Source organism: Paenibacillus sp. TSM33 (assembly GCF_056099025.1).
The window spans coordinates 738733-764168 of the sequence record NZ_JBLZXB010000017.1 but is presented as its reverse complement, the minus strand read 5'-3'; the positions used below and the strand labels follow the sequence as shown (position 1 = coordinate 764168).

Here is a 25436-nt window from a genome sequence, read left to right as displayed (position 1 = left end):
GTTCAGTTTATGTCCCGATAAATGTTGGACTGTAGGAGGCGAGTTTTATAAATGAAAATGGGGTTCGGATGTGTTGGCACCTGTTTTTATTTCTTTTCTCAGCATAGCTTCACGCCAGCGGCAGTACAAATTCCAGGCACCCCCGTTTTCTAGCAGTGGTTTGCAGGTGTACAAGCCTTCCTCGATGGAGTCGACTCGCCCTGCAACGAACAGTCGTACTGCGCCATTGAGCAACACTTGATTCGAGAAGGCAGTAGGAGCTGTACCTTGCAGCACCTCCTCTGATATGCGCAGCTGTTCAGCGGGGGTCCAGTTGTGTTCTGGTACTACCGAATCCAGCCCGTACATTTCGGGATCTATAACCTGGAGTGACACCTCGCCGTCAGCAAACAGGTAAGTCCGGGTCGGTCGATCGATGAACAGGTCCTCCGATCCTTCGCTCCCCTGGATGATCAAAGCCCTGCGATAATTTAGATTCTGCATGACTTTCGCCGTCTTGTCGAATACGGTGTTGTGGAAAACACCAAATACAATATGCGGGGAGGAACCATAATCGACCAGTTTCTCGGCTGTGTTCAGTACTGTGCGAAGCCCCAACTCTTCGCGAATAGGCCGCAGATCCCGCAGGGGCGTGCACCATTGTTCGGAAACGACGAAAAGCACGCCTGTCTGCTTCGCAGCATGGATGGCGGTTTCGTGTGTCATGTCCGCAATCGCTACCCCCATCTCCTGCAACAAAAGTGGGAGTGTAACCCCCCCCATTTGGGAGGGAGGGGGGCACTGCCATGCATCGTTACAGGTATTCCATATGAGGCAAGTAGAAAGGCAGTTGCGAAGGTGGCAATAAATGATGACTTCCTACCGTCGTACGGACCAGCGAAATCAATGCCTTTCTTCATAGGGAAGCGGTGGGAATATTTACGACAGACATTAACGAATGCTTCCAGCTCGGCAACACTCTCCATTTTGATGCGTTCCGCGGCAAAGAAGGCTCCGATTTGAGCAGGGGTTGCCGACCGGGTCATAATCAGTTCGGCGGCAGCTTCGGCTTCGGCATAGCTCAGATCACGCGCGCCTCTTTTGCCGCGTGCGACTTCTTTTAATATTTCAATGATATTCATGTGCAGGCCCCTTTCAGATTTATGCTTTTAGCATTTGCTGTGCTTTCACAATGGAGATGGCCACATCAACGATTCGTTTGCGCTCATTCATCGCTTTTTTACGCAGCAGATCATATGCTTCTGCTTCCGGGATGCCGTTTACTTCGCCAAGTATCCCCTTTGCCATATCAATCCATTTGCGTTCTTCCAGCCGAGCGGTCAGTTGGTTGCGTTCACTTTGCCAATGCTGGCGTTCAAAAAAGCGTTTGGCGCTAAAATGAAGAGCCCAATTCAGCTCATGGGCTGCCATGGAAGGGGTTAGAATACCGTCGACAGTCACATCTTCTTCGCAAGCTTCCGTCGATGACAGCGCTGATGTCGCGCTGCACCACCAGAGCAACGGAATTGCTTTGGTTTGCTCCAACCTGCTGCTCCACATGCTGATTGTGCCGATAGGTATGTTCAGTACGGCCGCATCTGCATTATGGATGAGTTGTTTGATTTCAGATTCATGGCGGCAGGGCAAAGGCAGGTATCCGTTGGATTCTAAAAGGTGCTCAGGTCCTGCCTGCCATGATGGAATGGCGTCTGTCTGCTCGGATGCAGGGTTAGCATGTGAGTGAATTACCAACAAGGAACGCAAGTAGAATCCTCCTCTCTTTAACATGAAGGTTAATTAGCAATGGGGATTATATCCTTTGATAAGAAATATGACATCAGACTTTGTGAGATGGTTCTATCTTCCATCATAATGAAGTGGAAACGGACTTTTAAACCATTTTGGCGTGTTTTGGACTGAAAATCAATCCTAATTTTGTAGAAGAGTGATATTTTATACGTAATGAATATGTTACTTTGTGATAAAATATATTTTTTTCGCGAGATAATGCGTGAGGAATATTGACATGTGATTTGAATCGTTATATATTGGCTACAGTACTTTAAAATCATACTCTGATGGATACAACGGCGTATTCAATGAAACGGCAATGGAGCCTGTTTTCACATGGGGAGGGATGTTTTTGCATCCCCGTATGTGAAGCAGGCTTTTTATGTTTTAAGGATAGAAAATGGAGAGGGAGTGGCCTAATGAACTACATCCAAAAATTAGTGCTGGTTGGCAACGGAATGGCGGGGATACGCACTCTCGAACATTTGCTGAAGATTGCACCAGGAGCTTATGAAATTACGGTATTCGGAGCCGAGCCCCATCCAAACTATAATCGGATCATGCTGTCCTCTGTTCTGGCTGGAGGAGCTGGTTTGCAGGATATTGTCATCAACGATTGGAGTTGGTATGAAGACAATAATATCCGATTGTTTACCGATGATCCTGTCACAGCTATTGATACGGAAAAGCGGCAGGTGACTTCACGATCCGGTGTATGTGTCTCTTATGATTTATTGTTGTTGGCAACAGGTTCTAAAGCTTTCATCCTGCCGCTTCCAGGAGCCGACAAGGACGGTGTGATCGGGTTCCGGGATATCCGTGACTGCGAGACGATGATGGAGACGGCGAAGACGCGCAAAAAGGCGGCCGTCATCGGCGGCGGATTGCTTGGGCTAGAGGCAGCCAGGGGACTGCTCAATTTGGGGATGGACGTTACAGTTATTCATATCAACGGATATATTATGGACCGGCAGTTGGATGAGGCCGCTTCCCTTATGTTACGGCGCGAGCTAGAGGAACAGGGAATGACTTTTCTGGTCAATAAGCGGACGGCGGCTATCACCGGGCGTCATCGCGTGGAAGGGTTGAAGTTTGCTGATGGCAGCGAACTGGAAGCGGATCTGATCGTTATGGCGGTAGGCATCAAACCAGATATTGAACTGGCGATGTCGGCAGGAATTCCCGTAAACCGCGGCATCATCGTAAATGATCACATGGAAACGAATATTCCCGGCATATATGCTGTTGGAGAATGTGCAGAACACCGGGGAATCACATACGGTCTGGTTGCCCCATTATATGAGCAGGGGGGTGTCCTGGCTCAGCGACTCGCAGGAATGGAGACTCCTGGCTACAGTGGTTCCGTTACTTCGACAAGGTTGAAGGTATCGGGTGTCGATGTGTTTTCAGCAGGGAATTACAAGGATGAGCCGGAAACACGATCTCTGCGGTATCAGGATGATATTGGTGGCGTCTACAAAAAAATCGTCATCAAGGAAGAAAAACTGATCGGAGCCGTTCTATTTGGGGATACGTCTGATGGAGCCATGTTGTTTTCTCTGATTAAAAGTGGCGAGTCGGTGGTGGGTCGAGAGAAAGAGTTATTACTTGGTTTTAATCCCGGTCAACCAGAAGGTAGTGGCACCATGATGCTGGAGCAGATGCCTGAAGACGAAATTGTATGCGGATGTAATGGTGTATCCAAGGGTGACATTGGAGAGGCCGTTGCGGCTGGCTGCAAGAGTCTTGGGGAGATTAAGGCCTGCACGAAGGCATCGGCATCATGCGGCGGCTGCAAGCCAGTAGTCGAGGGGCTCTTACAGCTGTACGCAGGTGCAGAAACCGGAGAATCAATTAAAGAGGGGATATGTGGCTGTACATCACTTGATCGGGAAGCGATTATTGATGGGATCCGGGAAATGGGGTTGAAGAGCGTCAAAGAAGTGATGAACGTGCTGGGCTGGAACGAGCCTGAAGGATGCACCAAATGCCGGCCGGCCCTCAATTATTATCTAGGTATGCTGTGGCCACTGGATTATGAGGATGAGAAGGAATCCAGATTCACGAATGAAAGATACCATGCCAATATCCAGAAGGATGGCACCTACTCTGTGGTACCCCGCATTTATGGAGGAGTTACTTCACCTGCCGACCTGAAGAAGATTGCTGATGTCGCGGAGAAATACAATGTGCCTTTGGTTAAATTTACGGGGGGCCAACGTCTTGACTTGCTTGGTGTGAAAAAGGAGGATTTACCGGGAATCTGGTCTGAATTGGATATGCCGTCGGGATATGCATATGGAAAGACATTACGAACGGTCAAGACGTGCGTCGGTAACACTTTTTGTCGCTTCGGCACACAGGATGCTATGGGTATGGGCATCCGGTTGGAAAAGGCATTCGAACGTCTGAATGCGCCATCCAAAGTCAAACTGGCTGTGTCGGGCTGTCCGCGTAACTGCGCAGAAGCGACGATCAAAGACTTGGGTGTTGTCGCTATTGACGGTGGCTGGGGGATCTATATTGGAGGTAATGGCGGTATTAAGGTGCGGGCAGCAGAACTGCTGTGTACTGTAAAAACCGAGGATGAAGTGATGGAATGGACTGGTGCCTATCTGCAGTATTACCGTGAACAGGCGAATTGGAACGAGCGAACAGCACATTGGGTAGAACGGGTAGGCTTAGACTCGATCAAACAGGTACTAGCAAATGCGGAGACGAGGCAGCAACTGGTAAGCAGAATAGAGGAGACGTTAAGCACAACGACTGATCCGTGGCACGAAATCATTCATGACGAAGAGCTGCGCAAAAACTTTGTACAGCTGCCGGAGCTTAAGGCAGTAATGGAATAGGGGGCTTACCAAATGGAGAGCAATACGATAAGCAGTAGAATCAGGATAGCAGATCTGAACGAAATTGACCGACGTGGGGCAAGAACAGTTCGCATTCATAATGCAGAGATAGCCGTATTTCGCCTTAGTGACGGCAGCGTGCGTGCGATTGAGAACCGTTGTCCACACAAAGGGGGGCGGTTATCCGAAGGAATGGTATGTGGGTCGGTGGTTCATTGTCCGCTTCATGACTGGAAAGTCGACCTGTCTACTGGCCAGGTGAGAGAGCCGGATACTGGATGTGTGACCACTTATCCCACAGAGATTGACAGTGAGAGTGGAGCTGTTTATATCGTAATCTAGGGGTTCCGTGTATATTGTGCTTGGGGCTGGACTATTTGTTCTTCTATATAATAGAAGAGATACGTATTGCCGAACAATTCTCTAGAATTCAATCTTGCTGAAAAAAGAGATATTGCTGCTTAAGTGTAGTGTTAGAGTATATAAAAAAGTCAACCTTATTTCCGGTTGGCTTTTTTGTCGCTTAAATCTTAAACAATGACCAGTTTCTCGTCTCGGCACCATTTGCTTTATCTTCAAACAAACAAAAAAAGCCTTGAAAATCAAGGCTTCTGACGAATAGGACGGATGGGGATCGAACCCATGACCCTTACCCTGTCAAGATAATGCTCTCCCGCTGAGCTACCGTCCTGTAGTTACTAGATAATATCATGTATTAACCATATATGTAAAGTGAAAAAATAGAAATCAGCCTGTACTTCATGACTATTTATATATATAATTCAAATTTAGCGAGTTTACATTTGAAATTAAGGATAGGAGGAACAAATGATGGCCGCAGAAATTATAACTGTAACAACAGAAGAGCAACTGCAGAAGGCAATATCGATCCGTACCAAAGTGTTTGTCGAAGAGCAAAAGGTTCCTCTAGATCTTGAAATTGATCATTATGACAAGCTGGGAGATACCGCCCATCATTTGCTAATTTGTGAACATGGGGAAATGGTGGCTACTGGTCGGTTGACATATTATGATGAGGATACAGCTAAAATGCAACGTATTGCCGTTCTCAAAGAGCATCGTGCAGCAGGTTATGGACGTGTATTACTACTAGCACTGGAGGAACGTGCACGTGAACTTGGGCTGAGATACTCGTTGTTAGATGCTCAATGTCAAGCTGAGAAGTTTTACGAAAAGCTTGGCTATGAAACGATCTCCGATGAACCTTTTGATGATGCGGGAATACCGCACATACGTATGCGTAAAAAGTTGTAGTCGAGGCACAGAGTGTATACAAAGCTGTGCATTGCGCATGCTAGTAAAGTTCCTCCACTATACTATGGATAAGGAGCGATGCAGCATGGCTAATACAGAACGAGAACAAATTACGGCAGTACGTAAAAACGGGGATGGCGATCTTACGTCATTTCAAACATCTACTGGACGGATTTTGGATTATAGCCAAGCGTTGAACGAGATTGAAGCTGGCTCCATTGCAGGCGTCAACGTGTTCAAGGCCAAGGATGGAAGCAAACGAATTCGAGGGGATGCCGATGGAGACCCTTCTAATAACCTGGATCAACTGCCGTTGTTCTGACTTTGGCTCACAACATTAAGTTCCAATCTTATCATTGTATACAAAAAATATGCAGCAAGCCGCCAGGCTATCCTTTGTAGGAAAGCCTGGCGGCTTTTTGTTCATTGTTCAAGCTTCCTTTAGCTCGGTCACTCTGCTCGTTCCAATTCTGCTAGCGGATATACTCGTTGCTGCTCCAGAAAGGACATAATCCCTGCCTTATCTCTAAATTGTTCCATATCGTCACTATAGTGCATCAGATGAATTTGTTCTTGAAGAGGTGTTGTCAAGCTTAGCAGCTCATCTAACGTTGTATGGACTTCTCCAGCGCCTTGTAATTGAACCTCATGTAAAATGCTCCGACATCCCCGTTCATGCACCAGATGATGAAGTAAATCGGGATCAAAAACCATGTCCGCACTATAGAAAAGACGATCATTTATGAACAAAGAGTAACTGTTTTTACCAGGAATATGCCGTGTAGGGATCAGTTCTACCTGGATACCCGCTACTAAGGTGGTGGGTACGCCAGGGGTTATGACATTTACCTCAAATACATCCTCAAGCTTGTCAATCATACCTTGCTGTGACATGCCGCCCTTGAGCGTATGCTCCCATAAAGGGTGGATTAATGGTTCGGCGATATAAAGCAGAGGTTTACGACGATGGAGGATATTCATTTGAAAACCGAATTCCTCTAGGCCTCCGACATGATCTGCGTGAATATGTGTAATTAAAATAGCGTCAATATCAGGCAAAGGGACACCCATCTGGTGTAATGCTAGAGATGCGGTTGTACCGCAATCGATCAGCAGCTTGCCTTCCCCGCTATCCAGCAGCGCGTTGTTGTTGTAATAATGCTTGGCAAAGGCGCTACCTGTACCAAGCATTTGTATCGTTAGGCCCATTATGGATTCACCCTCCAGACGATGTGTAATAAGACAATCTACAATCGTATTTTAACATCTAGGCTGCGGGAACTAAAGATTTGGCTCCTTATGTAAAAACTTTGGACAATTTGTGAAACACAGCGCAACTTGTGCGGCTGAGCTAGGTATAAATGTACGACAGATGGTTTTTAACAGATAACGATGGAGGGATATGTAGTATGAAATGGAGAAAAGTGATGGCCCTAGTGATGGCCTTTTCAATAATGGGAGGGACCGTCATTTCGGCGGAGTCCGCCAAGGACCAAGTGCAGTTGATTATTAACGGAGAAGTGTCAAAAGATGGAGCAGTTGTCATTGATGGGAAAACTTATGTGCCTATCCGTGATTTTAATGGACTTGTAAATTTTGATCCCTCTGGTGGGAAAGTTGTTTTCGATCAGCCAAACGTGCATATGTTCCTGTTCAAGGGAGATACTGTGTTTGGTAACGTGAATAAAGGTAACAAAGTGAAGTTTAATGTTTTCAGCCAAATTGATACCCTGAAAACAGATATCTCCGGAGTAAAAGTAGCGATTACCGACCCTTCGGGCAATGTAAAGGATATTCAGTCCCAAGATATCAAAGGAGCGCAAAAGGATAACTTCTGGTTCCGTACGAATGACTTTACGTATGATTTCAAAACAGCAGGGAACTATCGGGTCGGTTTCTACATTAAAGAAAGTAAAGACGGTAGTTACACACTGGTATCCGAAAAAGTCATTACAGCGATAAATTAGGCATACCACAAATTGACCTGCACTCTTGATCATGTTACGATACGAGGGAAAATAAAACAATTTGAAGGTAGGTATTTCCATGAGTGATCACAAACATGAACACGGTGAAGCCTGCAACCACGATCATGACCACGAACATGAAGAAATGGTTCTTACGCTAACTGATGAAAATGGCAAAGATGTAGAAATGGTGCTGGTAGAGACCTTTGACGTAGAAGATCACGTGTATGCTCTGTTGCTTGAGCGTGGCAATCCTGAAGCGGATGGTATCATTCTTCGTATGGAAGAAGAAAACGAAGAAATGGTGCTTTACAATATTGAGGACGAAGATGAGTGGAAGCGTGTAGAAGCAGCTTATAGCGAGCTTGTTGCCCAATACGAATAAGATTGGATACAGCAGTTGCTCTTGCTCTTCAAAACACTAGAAAAGCCCCCAAATGGGGGCTTTTTTTGTTGACCATCAACTTTTTTTTGCATGCAGATGCTAACAGATCATTGTTTAAGAAATAGCGTCAGTTTCAACGATAACCTTCACCTGATGTACCGTTCGATCCTCAGGTCCTTTAACAGGCAGGCCTACTTCCACATGATCTACAATATAATCAATATTGTCCTGCGAAATAACTTCGCCCGGCAATAGGATTGGGATGCCCGGTGGATATACATAAATGAATTCTGCAATGATACGGCCAGCAGATTCCTTGAAGGGTACGATTTCCGTATCTCCGTAAAAAGCGTCTCTCGGAATGAGGGAGAGCTGTGGTATATCCGGTATCTTTACAACCAGCTCATGCTGCTGACCTGTGGAATAGTGCAGTGAAGCCAGCTCTCGCAGAGCTTTCAATAAAATGTCAATTTCCTCTTTGGTATCACCAGGGGTTACCAAACAGAGAATATTGTACATATCGCTAAGCTCAACCTCAATATTGTAGTGATCTCTCAGCCAATTTTCCACATCATATCCGGTAAGGCCTAAATGGCGAATATGAACTGTCACTTTCGTCGGATCATAATCATAGGTAGCTTCCGTGCCGAGAATTTCGCTGCCAAAGCAATATAGCCCTTCGATTTTGTTAACCTCTGCACGGCAATATTCAGCTAATTCCAGAGCACGTTGTGCGATTTCATGGCCGTTAAGAGCCAGATTGCGTCGGGATGTGTCCAACGAAGCCAGCAGGATATACGAAGTAGACGTCGTTGTCAGCATACTGAAAATAGTTTGTACACGCTGCGGATTAACGAATCCGTTTTTTGTATTTACGTTTAGAATCGAGCTTTGAGTCAAAGAACCACCCAGCTTGTGGACGCTTGTAGCTGACATGTCTGCCCCCGCCTCCATGGCGGACATCGGCAAATCTGCGTGAAAATGAATCAGTACTCCGTGAGCCTCATCGACCAGGACCGGCACATTATAGCTGTGAGCGAGATCTACAATTTCCTTCAAATCGGCGCACACACCGTAATATGTCGGGTTGATGACAAGGACGCCCTTGGCGTCAGGGTGACGTTCCAATGCCCGGCGTACGGACTTGGTTGTAACCCCGTGGTGAATACCGAGATTCTCATCACTGACCGGAGAAATGAATACCGGCTTCGCACCAGCGAAGATAATGGCAGACATTATGGATTTGTGTATATTTCGGGGTACAATAATTTTATCACCTGGCATGCAAATGGACATGATCATAGTGATAATGGCTCCGCTTGTCCCCTGTACACTGTAATAAGTATAATCAGCTCCGAAGGCTTCTGCTGCAAGCTTTTGAGCTTCTTCAATAACACCTGATGGCTGATGCAGATCGTCCAATGGAGCGATGTTGATCATATCTATGGAAAAAGCATTATCCCCCATAAATTCGCGAAATTCCCGATCTGCCCCCACTCCCTTTTTATGACCTGGGATGTGAAATTGAACCGGGTTGCTCTGAGCATGCTTTTTCAAAGCAGTAAAAAGCGGGGTGTTGCTTTGATTCATTAGTGTTGTCACAACCTTTCATGCAGGATTTCGACAATCCTGTGCAATTGATAATAGAACAAAATTGAGTATAGCAGTTTGAAGTAGGAATGCAAGCGATTGAAGGCGCATTTATTTGCGAAAGAGTGGAGCAGGCGGAGAACCCCGAGTGTATAGACAAAAAACGAAGGTGGAGGATGTGGGATAGATGAAGCAAATAAGACGAAAAAAAGCTTCGCAGCGGCTGTGGACTCCTTTTTTCGCCAAATTATGGATACTGGTGTTTTTGGTCGAATTTATGAAGGGATCTCTTCTGGTATCCATCCTGCCGGTATATATGGGAGAAACGTTGGGGCTGTCGGCCGGAATTATCGGTTTAGCCTTTTCGCTTCAGTATTTCGGAGACAATGCATTCCGGGCACCGGCGGGCTGGATGGCTGAACGGCTCGGTTACCGTGGAACGATGTCAACCGCGTTGTTGTTTACACTTGTAGCAATCATTATGCTAAGCGCACTGACAGAACCTGTGTGGCTCGTCATCGCGTGTCTGCTGCTAGGACTGGGGACATCTCCACTCTGGCCTTGTGTGATGACTGGAACGACTGAAATGTCCGGGCCAAATAACAATAACGGTGCAGCGATGGGGACACTGGAAATTGCGTCCATGGGCGGAACGGGCTTCGGTCCACTCGTTATGAACTTTGCCATATCCCACTATGGACACTCTTACGGTATGGTGTTCATGATGTTGATAGGATGCAGTATTGTATTGCTGCTGGTTGCTCTTATGCTACCTGGAACGAACAGGTCTGCTGGTAAAGGTGACCTTGAACAGAGCGCTCTCATATCTTCGGGTAGGAACTCTAAGCAGAAGCGGCAAGTGTTAAGAGGTATCCAGGAGACGATCAGCACGCTCAAAACAAAGCTTAATGTGAATCCGCTAATTTACCCTGCGCTGTTTTTGCAGTCCTTTGTTATCGGTTTGATCAGCCCTGTGCTAACGCTGTACGCGCGGACGGATCTTGGAATTTCACCGAACCTGTATAGCGTGCTTCTGATTGCCGGCGGTGGGGTGACTGTGCTGGCATTGGTCCCTTGCGGCAAGCTGGTGGATCGCCTTGGCACCAAGTATTTTTTGCACATCGGATTTTTGCTTGCCGGAACCACGCTATTTTTCTTTTCAACAGTACAGACCATTCCACTTGTGTTTGTATCCGTAGCAATTATTGGCTTGGGATATGCGCTCATTTTGCCTGCATGGAACACGTTTCTTGCCCAACTGATTCCGGAAAGTGAGCGTGCAACGGTATGGGGCTTTTTTTTAACACTCCAAGGCTCTGGCATGGTTATTGGTCCGCTCGTTTCAGGAGTGCTATGGGACCGTGCTGGACACACAGCTCCATTTATCATCAGTGGGATTGTGATGCTGCTCATGTTTGGCTGCCATCTGGCTTTGGCGCGCAATCCGCGGAGAAAAACTGTTGGTAAGGCTTGAAAGGTACTCTCAAAAGCGGGTCAGGGCCGCATTTGGGAGCTATTCCTTTGAAAAAGACATCCGGTACAGTGGCAGCAAATGCTCAAAGGTGGAACGCACCGTTTGCAGTAACGCAGCTCCGTCACTGGCAAGAGGGTCATTACGATCAATGCGGAGCCCGCACATGACCTCGGCTTTTTTCACCTGCTGCAGCTTGTTAATGATGGTTTGAAACTCTTCAGTGTCCATTTGCTGCTGTTCTGTACCTTCTGGAGCCATATGATCCATGGACCAGTAAAAATGACCCGGTAGGTTAGAGCGCACATCGCTCAGGTTGGCTTCAAGCGCCTGGGCAAACGTGATTTTATTCGGACTTTCATAAATGACTGCGAATATGACGAATATATGGGAAGCGAACATACCTACCTCAAAATGCGGCAACGCCTTATACCCGCGTTTATTTGCCGCCCAGGCTACCCATGTATCGATCGGGGGATTGACCTTGCGTCGTGCATGCTTGGCAACGTGAACGTGCATAGGCTCCCCGCATAAGTCCGTCAGGAAGGGAGCTAGCTCCTCGCCAATCGCCTCCAACTTGGGCCGAACCTGTTGAATCAGCACCTCCATACGAGGCTCCAGTCCCGGTATTTCAAAAACATCAAAGTCCTTTGCTGTAAATCCACTAAATGTCATTCCTATTCCTCCTGTATCTAGGCTAAGCCATATCGTGTGGCGTAATATGTCCGATTATAGCATAATGTCAGCGGGCTTGACCGACTTTGAGCCGGGCTCGGTACAAGCATATAAGGCAAAAGTAGGATTGTGCGTTGTTACTCATAAAAATAGGTCAAATAACCAAGTACCCTTACATAAAATGAAGTATAAAATAGAGCAAGGGAAGATCAAGCGGGAAAGCCGCAGGCTTGCTGTAGCCGGACTTCTTGAATCGGACTTGAAAAAGGAGGGAATGCCGTGAACAAGGGCTGTGAGGTAGAATATTGCAATCTAGAGCTCCGGTTTAGCCGTCGGCATATCCATAATCTGATCAAGGATTTGATATCGGAAGGGTATTCGCTGTACTGGAGCGAGGATGAGTCGTATCTGGTTTTGTCGGTGAGAACCGGGCGCAAGCTGGTGAAGCTCCGTTTTCAACAATTGCGCACAGGACACTACAAGCTGGCTGGAGATTATGTAATCCGCGATGCCAAGCTGGCTGAGTGGCTGGAGAAGCTGATTGGAAGCACCAGAGGTCATGCCATTGTCAAAAGAGTCAAGGATCATCATATTTTGGTGGAGAATATTTTGTTCGGCGAGGTCATTCGTCTGGTCGAGGTTACTGGCTTTAAGCAGCGTGTCATTTATCAGAAGGGACCGGTGCTGTCTGCTCAGGAAATGGAGGATATGTACGCTTCCAATGAAGGGGAAACCCGGCTGCTGCTGCTTAAGATGGAAGTAGACGATGAATTGGAGAAGCTGTTCACAGCAATGACGGAGAAAGATACGATTAAAATCGAGAATGGCCATAAACGCCTGCAAACGCTATCTCACCAACTGCTGATGATGGAAGCGTAGTACATCGGAACACCTCATGCAAATGGGGTGTTTTGATCTGCGATTAGACAGGGGTTCACTTCTGACACTAAAAACGTTAAAATAGAAGTGCACGTGTTCCGATTCACATAAAGTGTAATGCGGTAAAGCGGCGATATAGAACACAAAATATGTTGCAAAGGATGAGGAACCAGATGGCAAAACAGCAAATTGGTGTGATCGGCCTGGCGGTAATGGGTAAAAACTTGGCCCTTAATATTGAGAGCAGAGGCTTCACCGTTTCGGTTTTTAACCGCTCTCCAGAAAAAACGCACGATCTTATCAAAGAAGCAGAAGGTAAAAAACTGACGGGTACTTTCTCCATTGAAGAATTTGTGAACTCACTGGAATCACCCCGTAAAATCCTGATCATGGTTCAAGCTGGTAAAGCTACAGATGCCACGATTGAACAGCTTGTGCCTCATCTGGACAAGGGCGACATTATTATAGACGGAGGCAATGCCTACTTCCCTGATACACAGCGCCGCAGCAAGGAGCTGGAGGAAAAAGGACTTCGCTTTATTGGTACAGGCGTATCCGGTGGTGAAGAAGGTGCCTTGAATGGTCCTGCTATTATGCCGGGTGGACAAGAAAGTGCCTACAAATTGGTAGAACCGATTCTGACTGCAATCTCTGCTAAAGTGGAAGGCGACCCATGCTGTACATATATCGGTCCCGACGGTGCTGGTCACTATGTAAAAATGGTGCACAACGGTATCGAGTACGGCGACATGCAATTGATTGGTGAAGCATATCACTTGCTGAAATCTGTCCTGAATGTGAATGCAGAAGAGCTTCATGAAATCTTTACAGAATGGAATAAAGGTGAATTGGACAGCTACCTGATTGAAATTACAGCTGACATCTTCTCCCAGTATGATGCTGAAACAGGCAAGCCTATGGTAGATGTGATCTTGGACGCTGCAGGTCAAAAAGGTACTGGTAAATGGACAAGCCAAAGCGCGCTGGATCTGGGTGTGCCATTGTCCATGATTACCGAGTCCGTATTCTCCCGTTTCTTGTCTGCTATGAAAGATGAGCGTATTGCGGCAAGTAAAGTGCTGAGCGGTCCTAAAGCTGCATCCTTCAGCGGCGACAAAAAAGAATTTATCGAAAGTGTACGTAAAGCACTGTTCGCAAGTAAAATTGTGTCTTATGCTCAAGGTTTCGCTCAAATGCGTGCAGCTTCCGATGAATATGGTTGGGATTTGAAATACGGAAAAATTGCAATGATCTTCCGCGGTGGTTGCATTATCCGTTCGCAATTCCTGCAAAATATCAAGGATGCGTATGACCGTGATCCTGCTTTGAAAAACCTGTTGCTGGACTCTTATTTCAAAAATGTAGTAGAAACGTATCAAGATGCATGGCGTCAAGTGATTTCCGTGGCTGTATCTCAAGGTATTCCAGTGCCTGGCTTCTCCAGCGCGCTTGCTTACTATGACAGCTATCGCACTGAGCGTTTGCCGGCAAACCTGCTGCAAGCGCAACGTGACTACTTTGGTGCACACACATTCAAGCGTGTGGACAAAGAAGGCATATTCCATCATCAATGGTTCTAATGAACTGACGAATGTAAGAATGCAGTATGTAACACAACGGAAGCTTTTCGCCCTATGGGGTGAAAAGCTTCCGTTTTTTTTGATTTGGTATTTTAGATACGATGTTGGATACGCTAAAGGATTGTATAATCTTTTGACGCTATGGTATGATAGAAACACAAAATTTTAATGCTTTACCGCGTCTAAGCTTTGAGCTTAAATAAAAGAGACGGAAGGTTCCCGTCTCTTTTATAGACTAGCTGCTTTACTGCATCTGTGACCATTGCAGCATGCCACCAGTCATATTGGTGCAGCCCTCGTAACCTAGCTGCTGCAAATATTCGCAGGCACGTTCACTGCGATAACCGCTCCGGCAAATAAAGATGATTTCGCCGGTGCGTTCAATTTCCTCAAGGCGGCCCGGAATCTGTCCGAGCGGAATGTGCTTGGCACCTTCAATCATACCTTCCGCTACTTCTTCCGCCTCACGGACGTCGATCAATTGCAACTGCTCTCCTGCTTGCAAGCGTGCGCGAAGCTCAGAAGGTTCAATCAGAGCGATTTGCGTCATGGCTGGACCTCTTTTCTAATGTAAATGGGTACTACTTGTGTTGTTGTCGTGTGAGAAACGTCACACTCTCTATGTATGATAGCGAAGCGATCTCCAAGCTGTCAATTGGCCTAAATCTAAAAATAACTAAAGATTAGTCAATCAAGTTGCTAAACCTCGATAGAGCTAGATGAATATTCCTTATTTTTTAGGTGGAGAAATGAACGTTACAACTTGTATAATTAACGTAAACTAGGATGGTTTGAATCGAAAAGGAGCATGTATAATATGGATGTTATCGTTAGACCTACCCCTACCTTGCAAGGAGAGATTGGGGCTTTATCCTCCAAAAACTACACGACTCGTTATCTGCTCACAGCTGCACTTGCTGATGGGCAAAGTACCATTTATTATCCAGCTCATAGTGAAGACAGTGATGCGATGCGTCGTTGTATTACCGATCTGGGAGCAGTGCTGGAAGAGGATGATGAAAAAATAGTGATTACAGGTTTTGGTAGCCATCCTCAAGCTGTGAAGGAACTGAACGTGGGCAATGCAGGAGCAGTGCTCCGTTTTTTGATGGGAATTGCGTCCCTATGTCCGGATGTTACATTTGTGAATACATATCCCGACTCCTTGGGGAAAAGACCCCATGATGATCTAATTGATGCACTGGGCCAACTGGGGATTAAAGTAGATCATCGTGAAGGCAAGTTGCCAATACGTATTCAGGGTGGTCAGGCGAAGGGCGGTAAAATCCAGGTGTCCGGCTCGGTTAGCTCACAGTATTTAAGCGCTCTGTTGTTCCTTACACCTCTTCTGGAGAAAGACAGTGAAATTGAAGTGCTGCATGATTTGAAATCCAAAGTGGTCATTGGGCAGACGCTGGAGGTATTGCAAGAGGCTGGTATTACCATTCATGCAAGTGATGACTACATGTCTTTCCGTGTACCGGGTCGGCAATCCTATCAGCCACGTACGTATACTGTACAGGGGGATTATCCAGGGAGTGCTGCGGTGCTGGCGGCGGCTGCAGTAACGAATTCCGATGTAACCATCCATCGTCTTAAAGAACAGAGCAAACAGGGAGAACGTGCTATTGTAGACGTGCTGCGTATGATGGAAGTGCCACTGACACATGAGAACGATACCGTTGTCGTAAAGGGGAACGGTCGATTGAAAGCCATCGAGTTTGACGGTGATGCTGCGACAGACGCTGTGCTTGCCATGGTAGCTGCGGCTGTATTTGCCGAAGGTACGTCCCGTTTCTATAACGTGGAAAATTTACGGTATAAGGAATGTGACCGTATTACCGATTATTTGAATGAATTGAGCAAGGCTGGAGCTCGGGTGGAAGAACATCAAGCGGAAATCATTGTGCATGGTAGACCGGAGGGTGTCGAAGGTGGTGTGGAAATCAACGCGCATTTTGATCACCGTGTCATTATGGCATTGACGGTTGTAGGTTTGCGTGCGCAGAAGCCGCTAGTGATCAAGGATGCGCATCATGTCGCCAAATCGTATCCACAGTATTTCGACCATCTGACGACGCTTGGTGCTTCTGTAGAATGGGTAAAATAAAGGTAAGTTAAGATGCAGACAGGAGGAGAAAAAATGGCTTTTGAAAATCCGTCCAGAGAAGAGATTAAGAATATTTTGGAACAAGTAGGCAATATTGCGGTTGTTGGTTTGTCTGATAAATCAGACCGCACCTCATACATGGTTTCTTATGCTATGCAACAGCGGGGATACCGGATTATTCCGGTAAATCCTGCGGCCGCAGGACAAACGATTCTTGGAGAGACTTGCTATGCCAGTCTTGCTGAAGTACCAGAGGCCGTTGAATTGGTTAATGTATTCCGGCGTAGCGAATACTGCGCAGAGGTTGCGCGTGAAGCAGCTGCTATTGGAGCTAAGATATTGTGGCTGCAACAGGGAATTATAAGCCAGGAAGCCGCTGACATTGCGCAGGAGCATGGAATGACGGTTATTATGGATCGTTGCATTAAGGTGGAGGATTCAGTGACCCAAGCTGTACGTAAAGGATAATCACATCGCTGAATCATGCTATATGAGCATGAAAAAAACCTTCTTCCCTTATTTCATAGGGTTGAAGGTTTTTGGTGTGAAATCAGAACTATGATACAGTATATTATACTTTCAGGAATCCATATAATGTATGTATGCTTGGAATATGATAGGGTCTAGTTAAATTCATAGGGTTATCGCTGAGTAATAAGTTATATGACCTGTAAAAGCGTAAATAAATATTTTTGGCTGACGGAACCATTGCTTTGACAAAAGTATTTATTCGGCTTACCATCAGGGATAGAAGGGAGAGGAATGCCATGAATTGGCTCGGATCCTTACAACAGCTTGGTCGTGCTGTCATGCTCCCAACGATGGTGCTACCAGCAGCTGCAATATTGCTAAGTCTCGGCAGCCTTCCTTGGGCCACGTGGGGATTTCCTATGGTGTCTGATATGGCAAATGCGGCGGGACACGGGATTTTTTATTTTTTGCCGTATTTGTTTGCGGTGGGTGTTGCACTGGGTATGTCGAATCAAGCAGGTCAGGCGGGACTGGCTGCATTGGCTGGTATGGCTATATATGATCAGGTCACATTGAGATTTGGAAACGGACTCATTCAGCCAGCGACGCTCATTGGTATCATTTTGGGGATTATTTCAGGCTTGGCTTATAATCGCTTCAAAAGCATTAAGTTGCCCGAAGTGCTCCAGTTTTTTGGGGGAACCCGATTTGTTTTGCTGCTTATTGGCCTGTTCTCTGCAGTATTTGCAGGACTCATGTTGATTATTGCTCCGCTGATTCAGCGAGGACTGGAATTTATAGTAGGCCTGGAATCGAGCTTGGGCGGTTTTGGACTGCTTATTTACGGTATTCTATACCGATTATTGGCAGCTTTTGGTCTTCATCATCTGCTTAATAATATATTTTGGTTTCAACTGGGTACATATAAAACGCCGTCTGGCAACGTTGTGCAGGGGGATTTGCCCCGGTTTTTTGCTGGCGATCCGACAGCGGGCTATTTCATGTCCGGGTTGTTTCCCATTATGATGTTTGCGATCCCTGCGATTGCGCTAGCGATCATTCAGGAAGCTCGTGAAGATTTGAAGCCAAAGGTGCAGAAAACGTTTCTGACGGCCGCATTGGTCTGCTTTTTTACCGGTGTGTCGGAACAGATTGAGTTTGCCTTCTTGTTTGCAGCTCCTTATTTGTTCCTCGTTCATGCGGTTATGTCCGGTCTGGCCATGTGGCTTACCTTTGAGCTGGACATTCATCATGGCTTTTCATATTCGGCGGGTTTTATAGATTATGTCCTTAATTTCCATCTGTCACATAACGCCTGGTTGTTAATTCCAGTCGGAGTGGCATATGGGCTTGTGTATTATGTACTGTTTCGATGGGCAATCCGTCGGTTCCGTATTCCAACTCCTGGCCGTGAGGAAGGCTCGGTTCTGGAGGATTGGGCTGGTAATATTCCTTACAGTGCTCCGCTTATATTGGAAGCACTTGGTGGGAAGGAGAATATTGTGCAGGTAGAGGCCTGCATTACCCGTTTACGGCTGACCGTCCACAATGACAGGCTGATTGATACCGGAGCAATGAAGGCTTTGGGATCGGCTGGGCTTATTAATCTGGGCGGGGGTAATTTACAAGTCGTATTTGGAACATATTCAGAACTGATTCGTGAGGAAATTGCAAAGCTGATGGAGCGTGATCTTCCTCAAATTTTGTTCAATGCTCCTGTACATGGAAAAATGCTACCGATTCATGAAGTGCCTGACAAAATTTTTGCGACGAAGCTAGTCGGGGACGGCGTTGCTTTTGTCCCTGAACGCGGTGAACTTGTGTCTCCGGTGTATGGTACTGTGATGCATTTGTATCCGACCATGCATGCTTTAGGCATCTCCACACGAGAAGGACTTGAGGTTCTACTTCACATCGGGATTGATACTTCACAGCTAAAAGGGAATTTTACTGCTATGGTAGAAGCAGGCGATACGGTGGAACCGGGGCAATTGCTGATCAAATTTGATTTGCAGGCGCTGCGAGAGCAAGCTCCATCGCTGGTGACTCCTATGGTCATCACGAATCCGGATCGCGTCAAGTCGTGGAGCTTTGCTCCGTTTAAAACAGTGAAAAAAGGTCAGGCCTCGGTAATGTCCGTTGTGCTGCATGACAGGAATGTTGGAGGGGTAGAAACATGATAGAAGGCATCGGCGCCGCAGCAGGTGTGGCCATCGGGAAGGCATTTGTCCTGCCGAGCTGGGAATGGGATTTACCTGATCAAAAAATGGATACGGTAGATCTAGCGAAGGAATTTGAACGATTGTATGAAGGGATACGTACATCCAAAAGTGAAATCCAGTTTATTAAGGATGAGTTCCGAGAGATGGTTGGACCAGAGGAATCCAGCATTTTTGATGCTCATCTTGCAATATTGGAAGATCCGGAATTCATGAATGAAATTAGCGGAATTATTCAGCGTCAGTATAAGGCGGCTGAGGTGGCTGTGAAGGAAGCTATTGATCATTTTGTGACCATGTTTGATTTGCTGGATGATGAATACATGAAGGAGCGGGCAATCGACATCAAGGATGTGGGGAACCGACTGCTCAAGCATTTGCTAGGCGCACCGGAAGTGACTCTTCCCAAGGACACACAGCCCTATATCCTGGTAGCCAAGGAGCTCTCACCATCCCAATCGGCACACTTGAATCCCAGCTATGTGTTAGGGATTGTGACTATGAATGGTGGTAAAACATCGCATTCCGCGATTATGGCCCGCGCACTGGGCATTCCACTCGTTTCTGGATTGGAGAGCAATTTGAATTTGTCCGTTCAAACCGGAGATATGATGGTTGTGGACGGAGATCTGGGCAGGGTATATGTGAATCCAGAAAAATCTGTAACAGACCACTACATCATTTTGCGTGAAGAGCAGCGACGCAGAAAGGAACAGCTTCAGGTGCTCGCTTCGGTAGAAGCTGTGACCAAGGATGGAACCACGCTGAGGCTGGCGGCCAATATTAGCTCCGTTAAAGAGCTGGAGGCCGCATTGAAGCATGGAGCTCAAGGTGTGGGGCTGTTTCGCACGGAATTTTTATATATGGATCGCAAATCTGCTCCTGATGAAGAGGAACAGTATGAAGTATATCGACTAATAGCTGAAAAGGCAGGCAACCACGCCGTGGTTATCCGTACATTGGATATCGGCGGCGATAAGCCGTTGGATTATCTTCAACTCCCAGAGGAAGAAAATCCTTTTCTAGGTTATCGTGCGATACGTATTAGTCTGGATTGGAAAGAAATGTTTAAAACTCAGTTGACTGCAATTTTGCGAGCCAGTGCAACGGGGAATATCAAGGTCATGTATCCGATGATCTCATCCGTGGAGGAAGTCCGTCAGGCAGATGCTCTTCTGAAAGAGGCTATGGCGGATTTGGATGCAAGGGGGCTTGCCTATAATCCTAAAATTCAGCGAGGGATTATGATTGAGGTTCCGGCTGCAGCGATGATCGCGGATCTATTAGCAGCTGAAACTGACTTTTTTAGTATCGGAACGAATGATCTAGTTCAGTATGTACTGGCTGTTGACCGTATGAATGAGCAGATTGCGCATATGTATCATCCATACCATCCGGGTGTACTTCGAATGTTGCGAATGACTGCACAAGCGGCACATCAAGCCGGAATTGATGTGAGTGTCTGCGGTGAGATGGCTGGGGATGAACGATCCGTTCCGCTTTGGCTGGAACTGGGAATACATCAGCTCAGTATGTCCCCCCAATCTTTATTGCGGGTCAAGCATCGTGTGCTGAATACGACTGCAACTGAAGCAATGATAATCGCTCGTGCTTGCTTTGGCTTGTCTACTGGTGCAGCGATCGAAGACAAGCTGACTGCAGCTAATATCAGCTGCATCCCGGCCGGACCTGGGCGGCAGTAATACTTTAATAAACCACAAAGCTTAGCTTGGCTCGTACAAAAAAGCACCTTCAAAACCATGAATAAAGTGGTTTGAAGGTGCTTTTTCGATATTGTCATAGATAAGGGTTACTTAAGTCCTGAATGTGCGGACTACATATCTTATTTCCGAGCGCTATTAGCTAATACATCGCAGAACGCTTTTCCGTAAGGTGGAAGATCAGGCGGTCGACGAGCAGATACAATGTGTCCATCTGTCACAACAGCTTCATCCTTCCAGATGGCTCCTGCATTTTCCATATCATCACGGATACCTGGTGTGGAGGTGACCGTAACACCATCCAATATTTTAGCAGAAATCAGTACCCAGCCTGCATGGCAGATTTGTCCGATGGGTTTATGTGCGGCATGAAATTCCTGTACGAGTTGAATGACCTTGGGATAGCGACGCAGTTTATCGGGTGCCCAACCGCCAGGGACAAGAATTCCGTCATAATCGCTGCTATTCAGTTCTTCAAATGCATATTCTGCTTCAGCAGGTACGCCATATTTTCCAATATATTTTTTGCCCTTTTCAGCACCGGCTAAATGTACTTCTGCGCCTTCTTCACGAACGCGGTACACCGGGTACCATAATTCCAGATCCTCGAATTCCTCATCTACCAGGGCAATTACCTTTTTTTCGGTAAGTCTTGACATCTAACCATCCTTTCGCGCGTCGTATGATGACACCTATGTTTTGTAATCTGTACTTTTACATCTTAAGAAAAAGTACGCCCGAAGTCCATTCCTCTGCAGATTCTCAGATTAGGAGTCGCTCTTTAACAACAATCGTCGTCATTTTTTGACCCCCAAAGCCTTGGTAATTTGTTCATTGCTGCAATCCGTGGAAGGATTTGAGGCCCCAAAGTCGAAATAAAAAAAGGTATGATAGATTTTATAGAGTTAACAAATCTTTTATAGACTAGTAGATAGATATATCTGGATGCTGAAGAGGTCCTTATATAGTTTGATCCTACGTAATGAGGTGGTAAAGTGCAGAAGCAATGCCAATGCGGTGAACCGATGGGACTGGAATTGCGAAAGGTAATCTATGCGAGTAAGGTTGAGATTTTGCATGTTCCTGTATTCTCATGCCCGTCATGCTTTTCCAGTGAGGTTCTGCAGCATGTGACGAAGGACATTAAGGAACTTTTACAAAGTCTAGGGAGCAAACCTGCACCCCGGCGAATATCTTTTGCTCGCAACAATGAACTGGCAGAAATTATTCGCAAGCTTATACTGGAGGAAGCGGACAATCCAAATGTAGATTGGCAATCTGCTTTGGAGGAGCGAATGGAGCATCGGATTAATCTCTTGCTGGATCTTTATCGCTATGCGAGAAGCCTGGGAGATGAAGATTGGATGAGTGATGTAGAGAAAAGATTGCTTCAATTATCCGGTTTTACCAGTAAATCGGTATTAATGAATACAAAAAACTAAAAAATATGAAAATTTTCATGGTCACCATTGGATTTTACATGTTCTTTTTGTTACGATGAGAATAGGCCATACGACAAGACACAGAAAGGAATGTATATCCAATGGCGACGATGACGAAAATGACTACTATTCAACAATTAAATACGGCTCTGGAAGCGTCATCAGACAAACCGTTACTCCTCTTTAAGCACAGCACACGTTGTCCGATAAGTGCAGGCGCATATCAGGAAGTGGAGTCTTATTTGGAAGGTGCTCCCGACGAAAATATTGAATACGGTATCATTTATGTAGTGGAGGATCGGCCGGTGTCCAATGCGGCTGCGGACAAGCTTCAGGTGAAACATGAATCGCCGCAGGCCATTTTAATCAAGGACGGGGAGGCTGTCTGGCATACATCCCATTCGAATATTACAGCCCATGCGCTTCACGATCATCTCACATAGATAGAATGAGTGCTGTCGTTGCATAAAGTAGTATTTTGTCGTATCATGGTTCTAATTAGTTGATCTAGGATTCGGTTGAAAATTTATTGGCAATGGAGAGAAGGAATGTGACGGTAACGATCTATGATGTAGCTCGCGAAGCTGGTGTCTCAATGGCCACGGTGTCCCGCGTAGTTAACAATAATCCTAATGTAAAACCTCAGACCCGCAAGAAGGTGTACGAAGCGATTGAACAATTGGGATATCGCCCGAATGCGGTAGCTAGAGGTCTGGCCAGCAAGAAGACAACGACTGTTGGCGTGGTTATTCCGGATATATCGAACTCAATTTTTGCAGAAATTGCGCGTGGTATTGAGGATATTGCAAATATGTATCACTATAATATTATTTTATGCAATGCCGACAAACGTAAAGAAAAAGAGATCCGTGTTATCAACACATTACTTGAAAAGCAAGTGGATGGACTGCTATTCATGGGCGGCACAGTAACGGACGAGCATATTCAGGCGTTCCATACAGCTGCAGTTCCTATTGTTCTATGTGCAACGAGTGATGAAAAAGGTAGCTATCCTTCAGTTGATATTGACCATGAAGCCGCTGCTTTTGATGCAGTTAACACGTTGATCCGCCATGGACACCGTCAAATCGCAATGATCAGTGGTACGCTTCAAGACCCTGCAAACGGCTATGCACGTTTCCAAGGTTACAAGAGAGCATTGGAAACAGCTGGAATTGATTATCAGGAAGATCTCGTGAGAATCGGGAACTACCGCTATGAATCCGGTGTTGAAGCCATGAAATACTTCCTCGGTCTGAAGAAGAAACCAAGTGCTATTTTTGCCGCTACGGATGAAATGGCAATTGGTGCGATTCATAGTATTCAGGATGAGGGATTGAAAGTGCCTGATGATTTTTCGGTAATCAGTGTTGACAACATTCGTATGGCCTCCATGGTTCGCCCTCAGCTGACAACCGTCGCACAACCAATGTACGATTTGGGTGCGGTAGCAATGCGTTTGCTGACCAAGCTGATGAAGAAGGAAAACGTGGAGAACTCTCGCGTTATTTTGCCGCACGAAACAATTTTGCGGTTATCAGTAAATTATTTAGACTAGGCACAGTGCCGAATAGGATAACCCTTCGATGAAAGCTCCTTTGACGGAGCTTTTTTCGTAGATACATAGCTTCTTGTGACATCATTATCAAACTAAAGAAACGAGGGATGTGTAATGAGCCGACTTTATGGATTAATGGGTGCTATGGATGAAGAAATTGAATTGCTGCTCTCGGCGATGACGGAGGCAAGCAAGACGATCAAGGCGGGAATCCCATACACTACAGGAATGATTCACGGGCAAAGAGTGGTTGTCTGCAAGTCTGGGGTGGGCAAAGTCAATGCTGCGGTGACAACACAAATCCTGATTGATCATTTTGGCGTAGAACAAATTATATTCACGGGAGTGGCAGGGGCGGTACACCCGGATTTAAACATTGGGGACATTGTCATCTCATCAACATGTATGCAGCATGACATGGATGTAACGCCATTGGGTTATGCCAGAGGGGTCATTCCTTATCAAGACACCTCAGAGTTCGCGGCCGATCCCGAGCTTGTCCGCCTGGCTGAACAAGCCTGCAAAACGTATGGTGATCGATATATTGTCGGAAAAGTACTTTCCGGCGATCAATTTGTTGCAAATCGTGAGATAGTAACAGCATTGCATCAAGAAATGGACGGTGCTTGTACCGAGATGGAAGGCGCCGCAGTGGCTCAGACAGCTCATATGAACGCTGTGCCTTATGTTGTCCTACGATCTATGTCAGATAAGGCTGATGGATCGGCTCACGTGAATTATGCTGAGTTTACGGTAGAAGCCTCACATCGTTCGCACCGTATTGTGGAGTACATGCTCAAGCATTTGGGATAAGAGTGTAATATTTTTAATACATGAACCTTCGAACAAATCGGATACGGTCAAACTGTTCTCGTGATTCGAGGGGCACATCATCTCCCATTCGTACCATCAGACAGTTCGCAGGGTGTGAGCATATTTCAGGATCATCCGTGGCGTACCATACCATATTTACGGTTTTCATCAGGCGTTCCATCATGCGGCGGTATTCCCATACGGAAAGACCGCTTCCTTTTAAATCCCAGTGCCAGTAATATTCGGTCGTAAAAATAATATAGGATTCGAGCTGTCCGTCTTCAAAGGCAATCCGAATCATTCGGCTACCCAGGCCCAGTCCGCGATAGTCATCGGCTACCTCGACAGCTCCGAGTTCCAGTAAATCCTTCATGCCAGCTTCCGACCAGCGTTCCATCTCATCTGGATAGTGAAAAGTGACGTATCCCAGCAGGGTTTCTCCGTCATGGGCAATGATGATTCTGCCTTCTGGCAGTTCTGAAATTTCCACCAGCGCGTCGAATTGCTCCTTTGGTTTACGAAAGGCGTCCAATTGCGTATGCATTTGAAATGAACGCAATCGATCAGCGGATACCGGTCCTTCTACATGGATGGTTTGTCCGTTATGATCCAGTGTGTCCAAGTGGTACAATTTTAAATGCTGCATGTGTGCACCTCC

Annotated in this window: 24 protein-coding genes, 1 tRNA gene and 1 pseudogene; 17 read left to right on the top strand and 9 right to left on the bottom strand. The window is 46.3% G+C overall.

From position 1 onward, the window contains the following. Positions 1 to 45 precede the first annotated feature (45 nt). A pseudogene (locus tag ACN6NF_RS15500) lies at positions 46 to 1121 on the bottom strand (anthranilate phosphoribosyltransferase). Positions 1122 to 1140: 19 nt separating this feature from the next. Further along, positions 1141 to 1743, bottom strand: coding sequence for an ANTAR domain-containing response regulator (locus ACN6NF_RS15495; protein ID WP_474318479.1), 603 nt, complete (start codon positions 1741 to 1743; stop codon positions 1141 to 1143). Between the two features lie 446 nt (positions 1744 to 2189). Here ACN6NF_RS15495 and nirB point away from each other — a divergent pair, with 446 nt between their 5' ends. Both nirB and nirD read left to right on the top strand, forming a co-directional pair. Further along, the gene (gene nirB / locus ACN6NF_RS15490; protein WP_474318477.1) at positions 2190 to 4622 is read left to right on the top strand and encodes a nitrite reductase large subunit NirB; all 2433 of its coding nucleotides are present in this window, start codon (positions 2190 to 2192) and stop codon (positions 4620 to 4622) included. Between the two features lie 12 nt (positions 4623 to 4634). Continuing rightward, positions 4635 to 4964, top strand: coding sequence for a nitrite reductase small subunit NirD (gene nirD, locus ACN6NF_RS15485; RefSeq protein WP_474318476.1), 330 nt, complete (start codon positions 4635 to 4637; stop codon positions 4962 to 4964). Positions 4965 to 5241: 277 nt separating this feature from the next. Here the strand turns inward: nirD and ACN6NF_RS15480 are convergent. Next, positions 5242 to 5313: transfer RNA gene (locus ACN6NF_RS15480), tRNA-Val, on the bottom strand. 140 nt (positions 5314 to 5453) lie between these two features. Here ACN6NF_RS15480 and ACN6NF_RS15475 point away from each other — a divergent pair. Next, a complete protein-coding gene (locus ACN6NF_RS15475) occupies positions 5454 to 5897 on the top strand; it encodes a GNAT family N-acetyltransferase (RefSeq protein ID WP_474318475.1) in 444 nt (147 codons plus the stop codon). 85 nt (positions 5898 to 5982) lie between these two features. Continuing rightward, the gene (locus ACN6NF_RS15470; RefSeq protein ID WP_013371899.1) at positions 5983 to 6219 is read left to right on the top strand and encodes a DUF3892 domain-containing protein; all 237 of its coding nucleotides are present in this window, start codon (positions 5983 to 5985) and stop codon (positions 6217 to 6219) included. Between the two features lie 128 nt (positions 6220 to 6347). Here ACN6NF_RS15470 and ACN6NF_RS15465 read toward each other — a convergent pair whose 3' ends face one another. Next, positions 6348 to 7106 carry an MBL fold metallo-hydrolase gene (locus tag ACN6NF_RS15465; RefSeq protein ID WP_474318473.1) on the bottom strand — a complete coding sequence of 253 codons (759 nt, stop codon included), beginning with the start codon at positions 7104 to 7106 and terminating at the stop codon, positions 6348 to 6350. Positions 7107 to 7306: 200 nt separating this feature from the next. On the opposite strand from ACN6NF_RS15465, the gene ACN6NF_RS15460 reads away from it, so the two are divergent. Both ACN6NF_RS15460 and ACN6NF_RS15455 read left to right on the top strand, forming a co-directional pair. Beyond that, a complete protein-coding gene (locus ACN6NF_RS15460; protein ID WP_013371897.1) occupies positions 7307 to 7864 on the top strand; it encodes a hypothetical protein in 558 nt (185 codons plus the stop codon). A 79-nt stretch (positions 7865 to 7943) separates the two neighbouring features. Continuing rightward, positions 7944 to 8249 carry a DUF1292 domain-containing protein gene (locus tag ACN6NF_RS15455; RefSeq protein ID WP_007431055.1) on the top strand — a complete coding sequence of 102 codons (306 nt, stop codon included), beginning with the start codon at positions 7944 to 7946 and terminating at the stop codon, positions 8247 to 8249. A 114-nt stretch (positions 8250 to 8363) separates the two neighbouring features. Here ACN6NF_RS15455 and ACN6NF_RS15450 read toward each other — a convergent pair whose 3' ends face one another. Next, positions 8364 to 9839 carry an aminotransferase class I/II-fold pyridoxal phosphate-dependent enzyme gene (locus ACN6NF_RS15450; RefSeq protein WP_016822391.1) on the bottom strand — a complete coding sequence of 492 codons (1476 nt, stop codon included), beginning with the start codon at positions 9837 to 9839 and terminating at the stop codon, positions 8364 to 8366. Between the two features lie 187 nt (positions 9840 to 10026). Here ACN6NF_RS15450 and ACN6NF_RS15445 point away from each other — a divergent pair, with 187 nt between their 5' ends. Then, on the top strand, positions 10027 to 11313 hold the full coding sequence (locus ACN6NF_RS15445) for an MFS transporter (protein WP_474318472.1): 1287 nt from the start codon (positions 10027 to 10029) through the stop codon (positions 11311 to 11313). Positions 11314 to 11352: 39 nt separating this feature from the next. On the opposite strand, the gene ACN6NF_RS15440 is transcribed toward ACN6NF_RS15445, so the two are convergent. Then, the gene (locus tag ACN6NF_RS15440; protein ID WP_474318471.1) at positions 11353 to 11985 is read right to left on the bottom strand and encodes a YktB family protein; all 633 of its coding nucleotides are present in this window, start codon (positions 11983 to 11985) and stop codon (positions 11353 to 11355) included. Between the two features lie 279 nt (positions 11986 to 12264). Between ACN6NF_RS15440 and ACN6NF_RS15435 the strand changes: the two genes are divergently transcribed. Together ACN6NF_RS15435 and gndA are read left to right on the top strand one after the other, a co-directional pair. Further along, a complete protein-coding gene (locus tag ACN6NF_RS15435; protein ID WP_474318469.1) occupies positions 12265 to 12864 on the top strand; it encodes a hypothetical protein in 600 nt (199 codons plus the stop codon). 173 nt (positions 12865 to 13037) lie between these two features. Continuing rightward, positions 13038 to 14444: an NADP-dependent phosphogluconate dehydrogenase gene (gndA, locus tag ACN6NF_RS15430; RefSeq protein WP_474318468.1), complete on the top strand. Its 1407-nt coding sequence runs from the start codon at positions 13038 to 13040 to the stop codon at positions 14442 to 14444. A gap of 244 nt (positions 14445 to 14688) precedes the next feature. Here the strand turns inward: gndA and ACN6NF_RS15425 are convergent, their stop codons facing one another. Further along, entirely contained in the window at positions 14689 to 14994 is a 306-nt protein-coding gene (locus ACN6NF_RS15425) for a rhodanese-like domain-containing protein (RefSeq protein WP_474318467.1), read from the bottom strand. 267 nt (positions 14995 to 15261) lie between these two features. Here ACN6NF_RS15425 and aroA point away from each other — a divergent pair, with 267 nt between their 5' ends. From aroA to ptsP, 4 genes are all read left to right on the top strand, one after another. Continuing rightward, positions 15262 to 16554, top strand: a complete 1293-nt coding sequence (gene aroA / locus ACN6NF_RS15420; protein WP_474318466.1) for a 3-phosphoshikimate 1-carboxyvinyltransferase — start codon at positions 15262 to 15264, stop codon at positions 16552 to 16554. Positions 16555 to 16587: 33 nt separating this feature from the next. Further along, positions 16588 to 17022, top strand: a complete 435-nt coding sequence (locus tag ACN6NF_RS15415) for a CoA-binding protein (protein WP_474318465.1) — start codon at positions 16588 to 16590, stop codon at positions 17020 to 17022. A 299-nt stretch (positions 17023 to 17321) separates the two neighbouring features. Further along, positions 17322 to 19205: a glucose PTS transporter subunit IIA gene (locus tag ACN6NF_RS15410; RefSeq protein WP_013371886.1), complete on the top strand. Its 1884-nt coding sequence runs from the start codon at positions 17322 to 17324 to the stop codon at positions 19203 to 19205. After that, positions 19202 to 20947 carry a phosphoenolpyruvate--protein phosphotransferase gene (gene ptsP / locus ACN6NF_RS15405; protein WP_474318464.1) on the top strand — a complete coding sequence of 582 codons (1746 nt, stop codon included), beginning with the start codon at positions 19202 to 19204 and terminating at the stop codon, positions 20945 to 20947. The genes ACN6NF_RS15410 and ptsP overlap by 4 nt, the downstream gene beginning before the upstream one ends. 140 nt (positions 20948 to 21087) lie before the next feature. Here the strand turns inward: ptsP and ACN6NF_RS15400 are convergent, their stop codons facing one another. After that, the gene (locus ACN6NF_RS15400) at positions 21088 to 21624 is read right to left on the bottom strand and encodes a type 1 glutamine amidotransferase domain-containing protein (RefSeq protein ID WP_474318463.1); all 537 of its coding nucleotides are present in this window, start codon (positions 21622 to 21624) and stop codon (positions 21088 to 21090) included. 336 nt (positions 21625 to 21960) lie between these two features. Between ACN6NF_RS15400 and ACN6NF_RS15395 the strand changes: the two genes are divergently transcribed. From ACN6NF_RS15395 to ACN6NF_RS15380, 4 genes are all read left to right on the top strand, one after another. Then, complete coding sequence (locus ACN6NF_RS15395) at positions 21961 to 22407, top strand: hypothetical protein (RefSeq protein WP_474318461.1); 447 nt, start codon at positions 21961 to 21963, stop codon at positions 22405 to 22407. A 101-nt stretch (positions 22408 to 22508) separates the two neighbouring features. Beyond that, positions 22509 to 22850, top strand: coding sequence for a bacillithiol system redox-active protein YtxJ (ytxJ, locus tag ACN6NF_RS15390; RefSeq protein ID WP_474318460.1), 342 nt, complete (start codon positions 22509 to 22511; stop codon positions 22848 to 22850). A 107-nt stretch (positions 22851 to 22957) separates the two neighbouring features. After that, entirely contained in the window at positions 22958 to 23965 is a 1008-nt protein-coding gene (gene ccpA / locus ACN6NF_RS15385) for a catabolite control protein A (RefSeq protein WP_013371881.1), read from the top strand. 114 nt (positions 23966 to 24079) lie between these two features. After that, positions 24080 to 24778, top strand: a complete 699-nt coding sequence (locus ACN6NF_RS15380; RefSeq protein ID WP_474318459.1) for a 5'-methylthioadenosine/adenosylhomocysteine nucleosidase — start codon at positions 24080 to 24082, stop codon at positions 24776 to 24778. Positions 24779 to 24791: 13 nt separating this feature from the next. Here ACN6NF_RS15380 and ACN6NF_RS15375 read toward each other — a convergent pair whose 3' ends face one another. Continuing rightward, the gene (locus ACN6NF_RS15375) at positions 24792 to 25424 is read right to left on the bottom strand and encodes a GNAT family N-acetyltransferase (RefSeq protein ID WP_016822378.1); all 633 of its coding nucleotides are present in this window, start codon (positions 25422 to 25424) and stop codon (positions 24792 to 24794) included. Positions 25425 to 25436 lie beyond the last annotated feature (12 nt).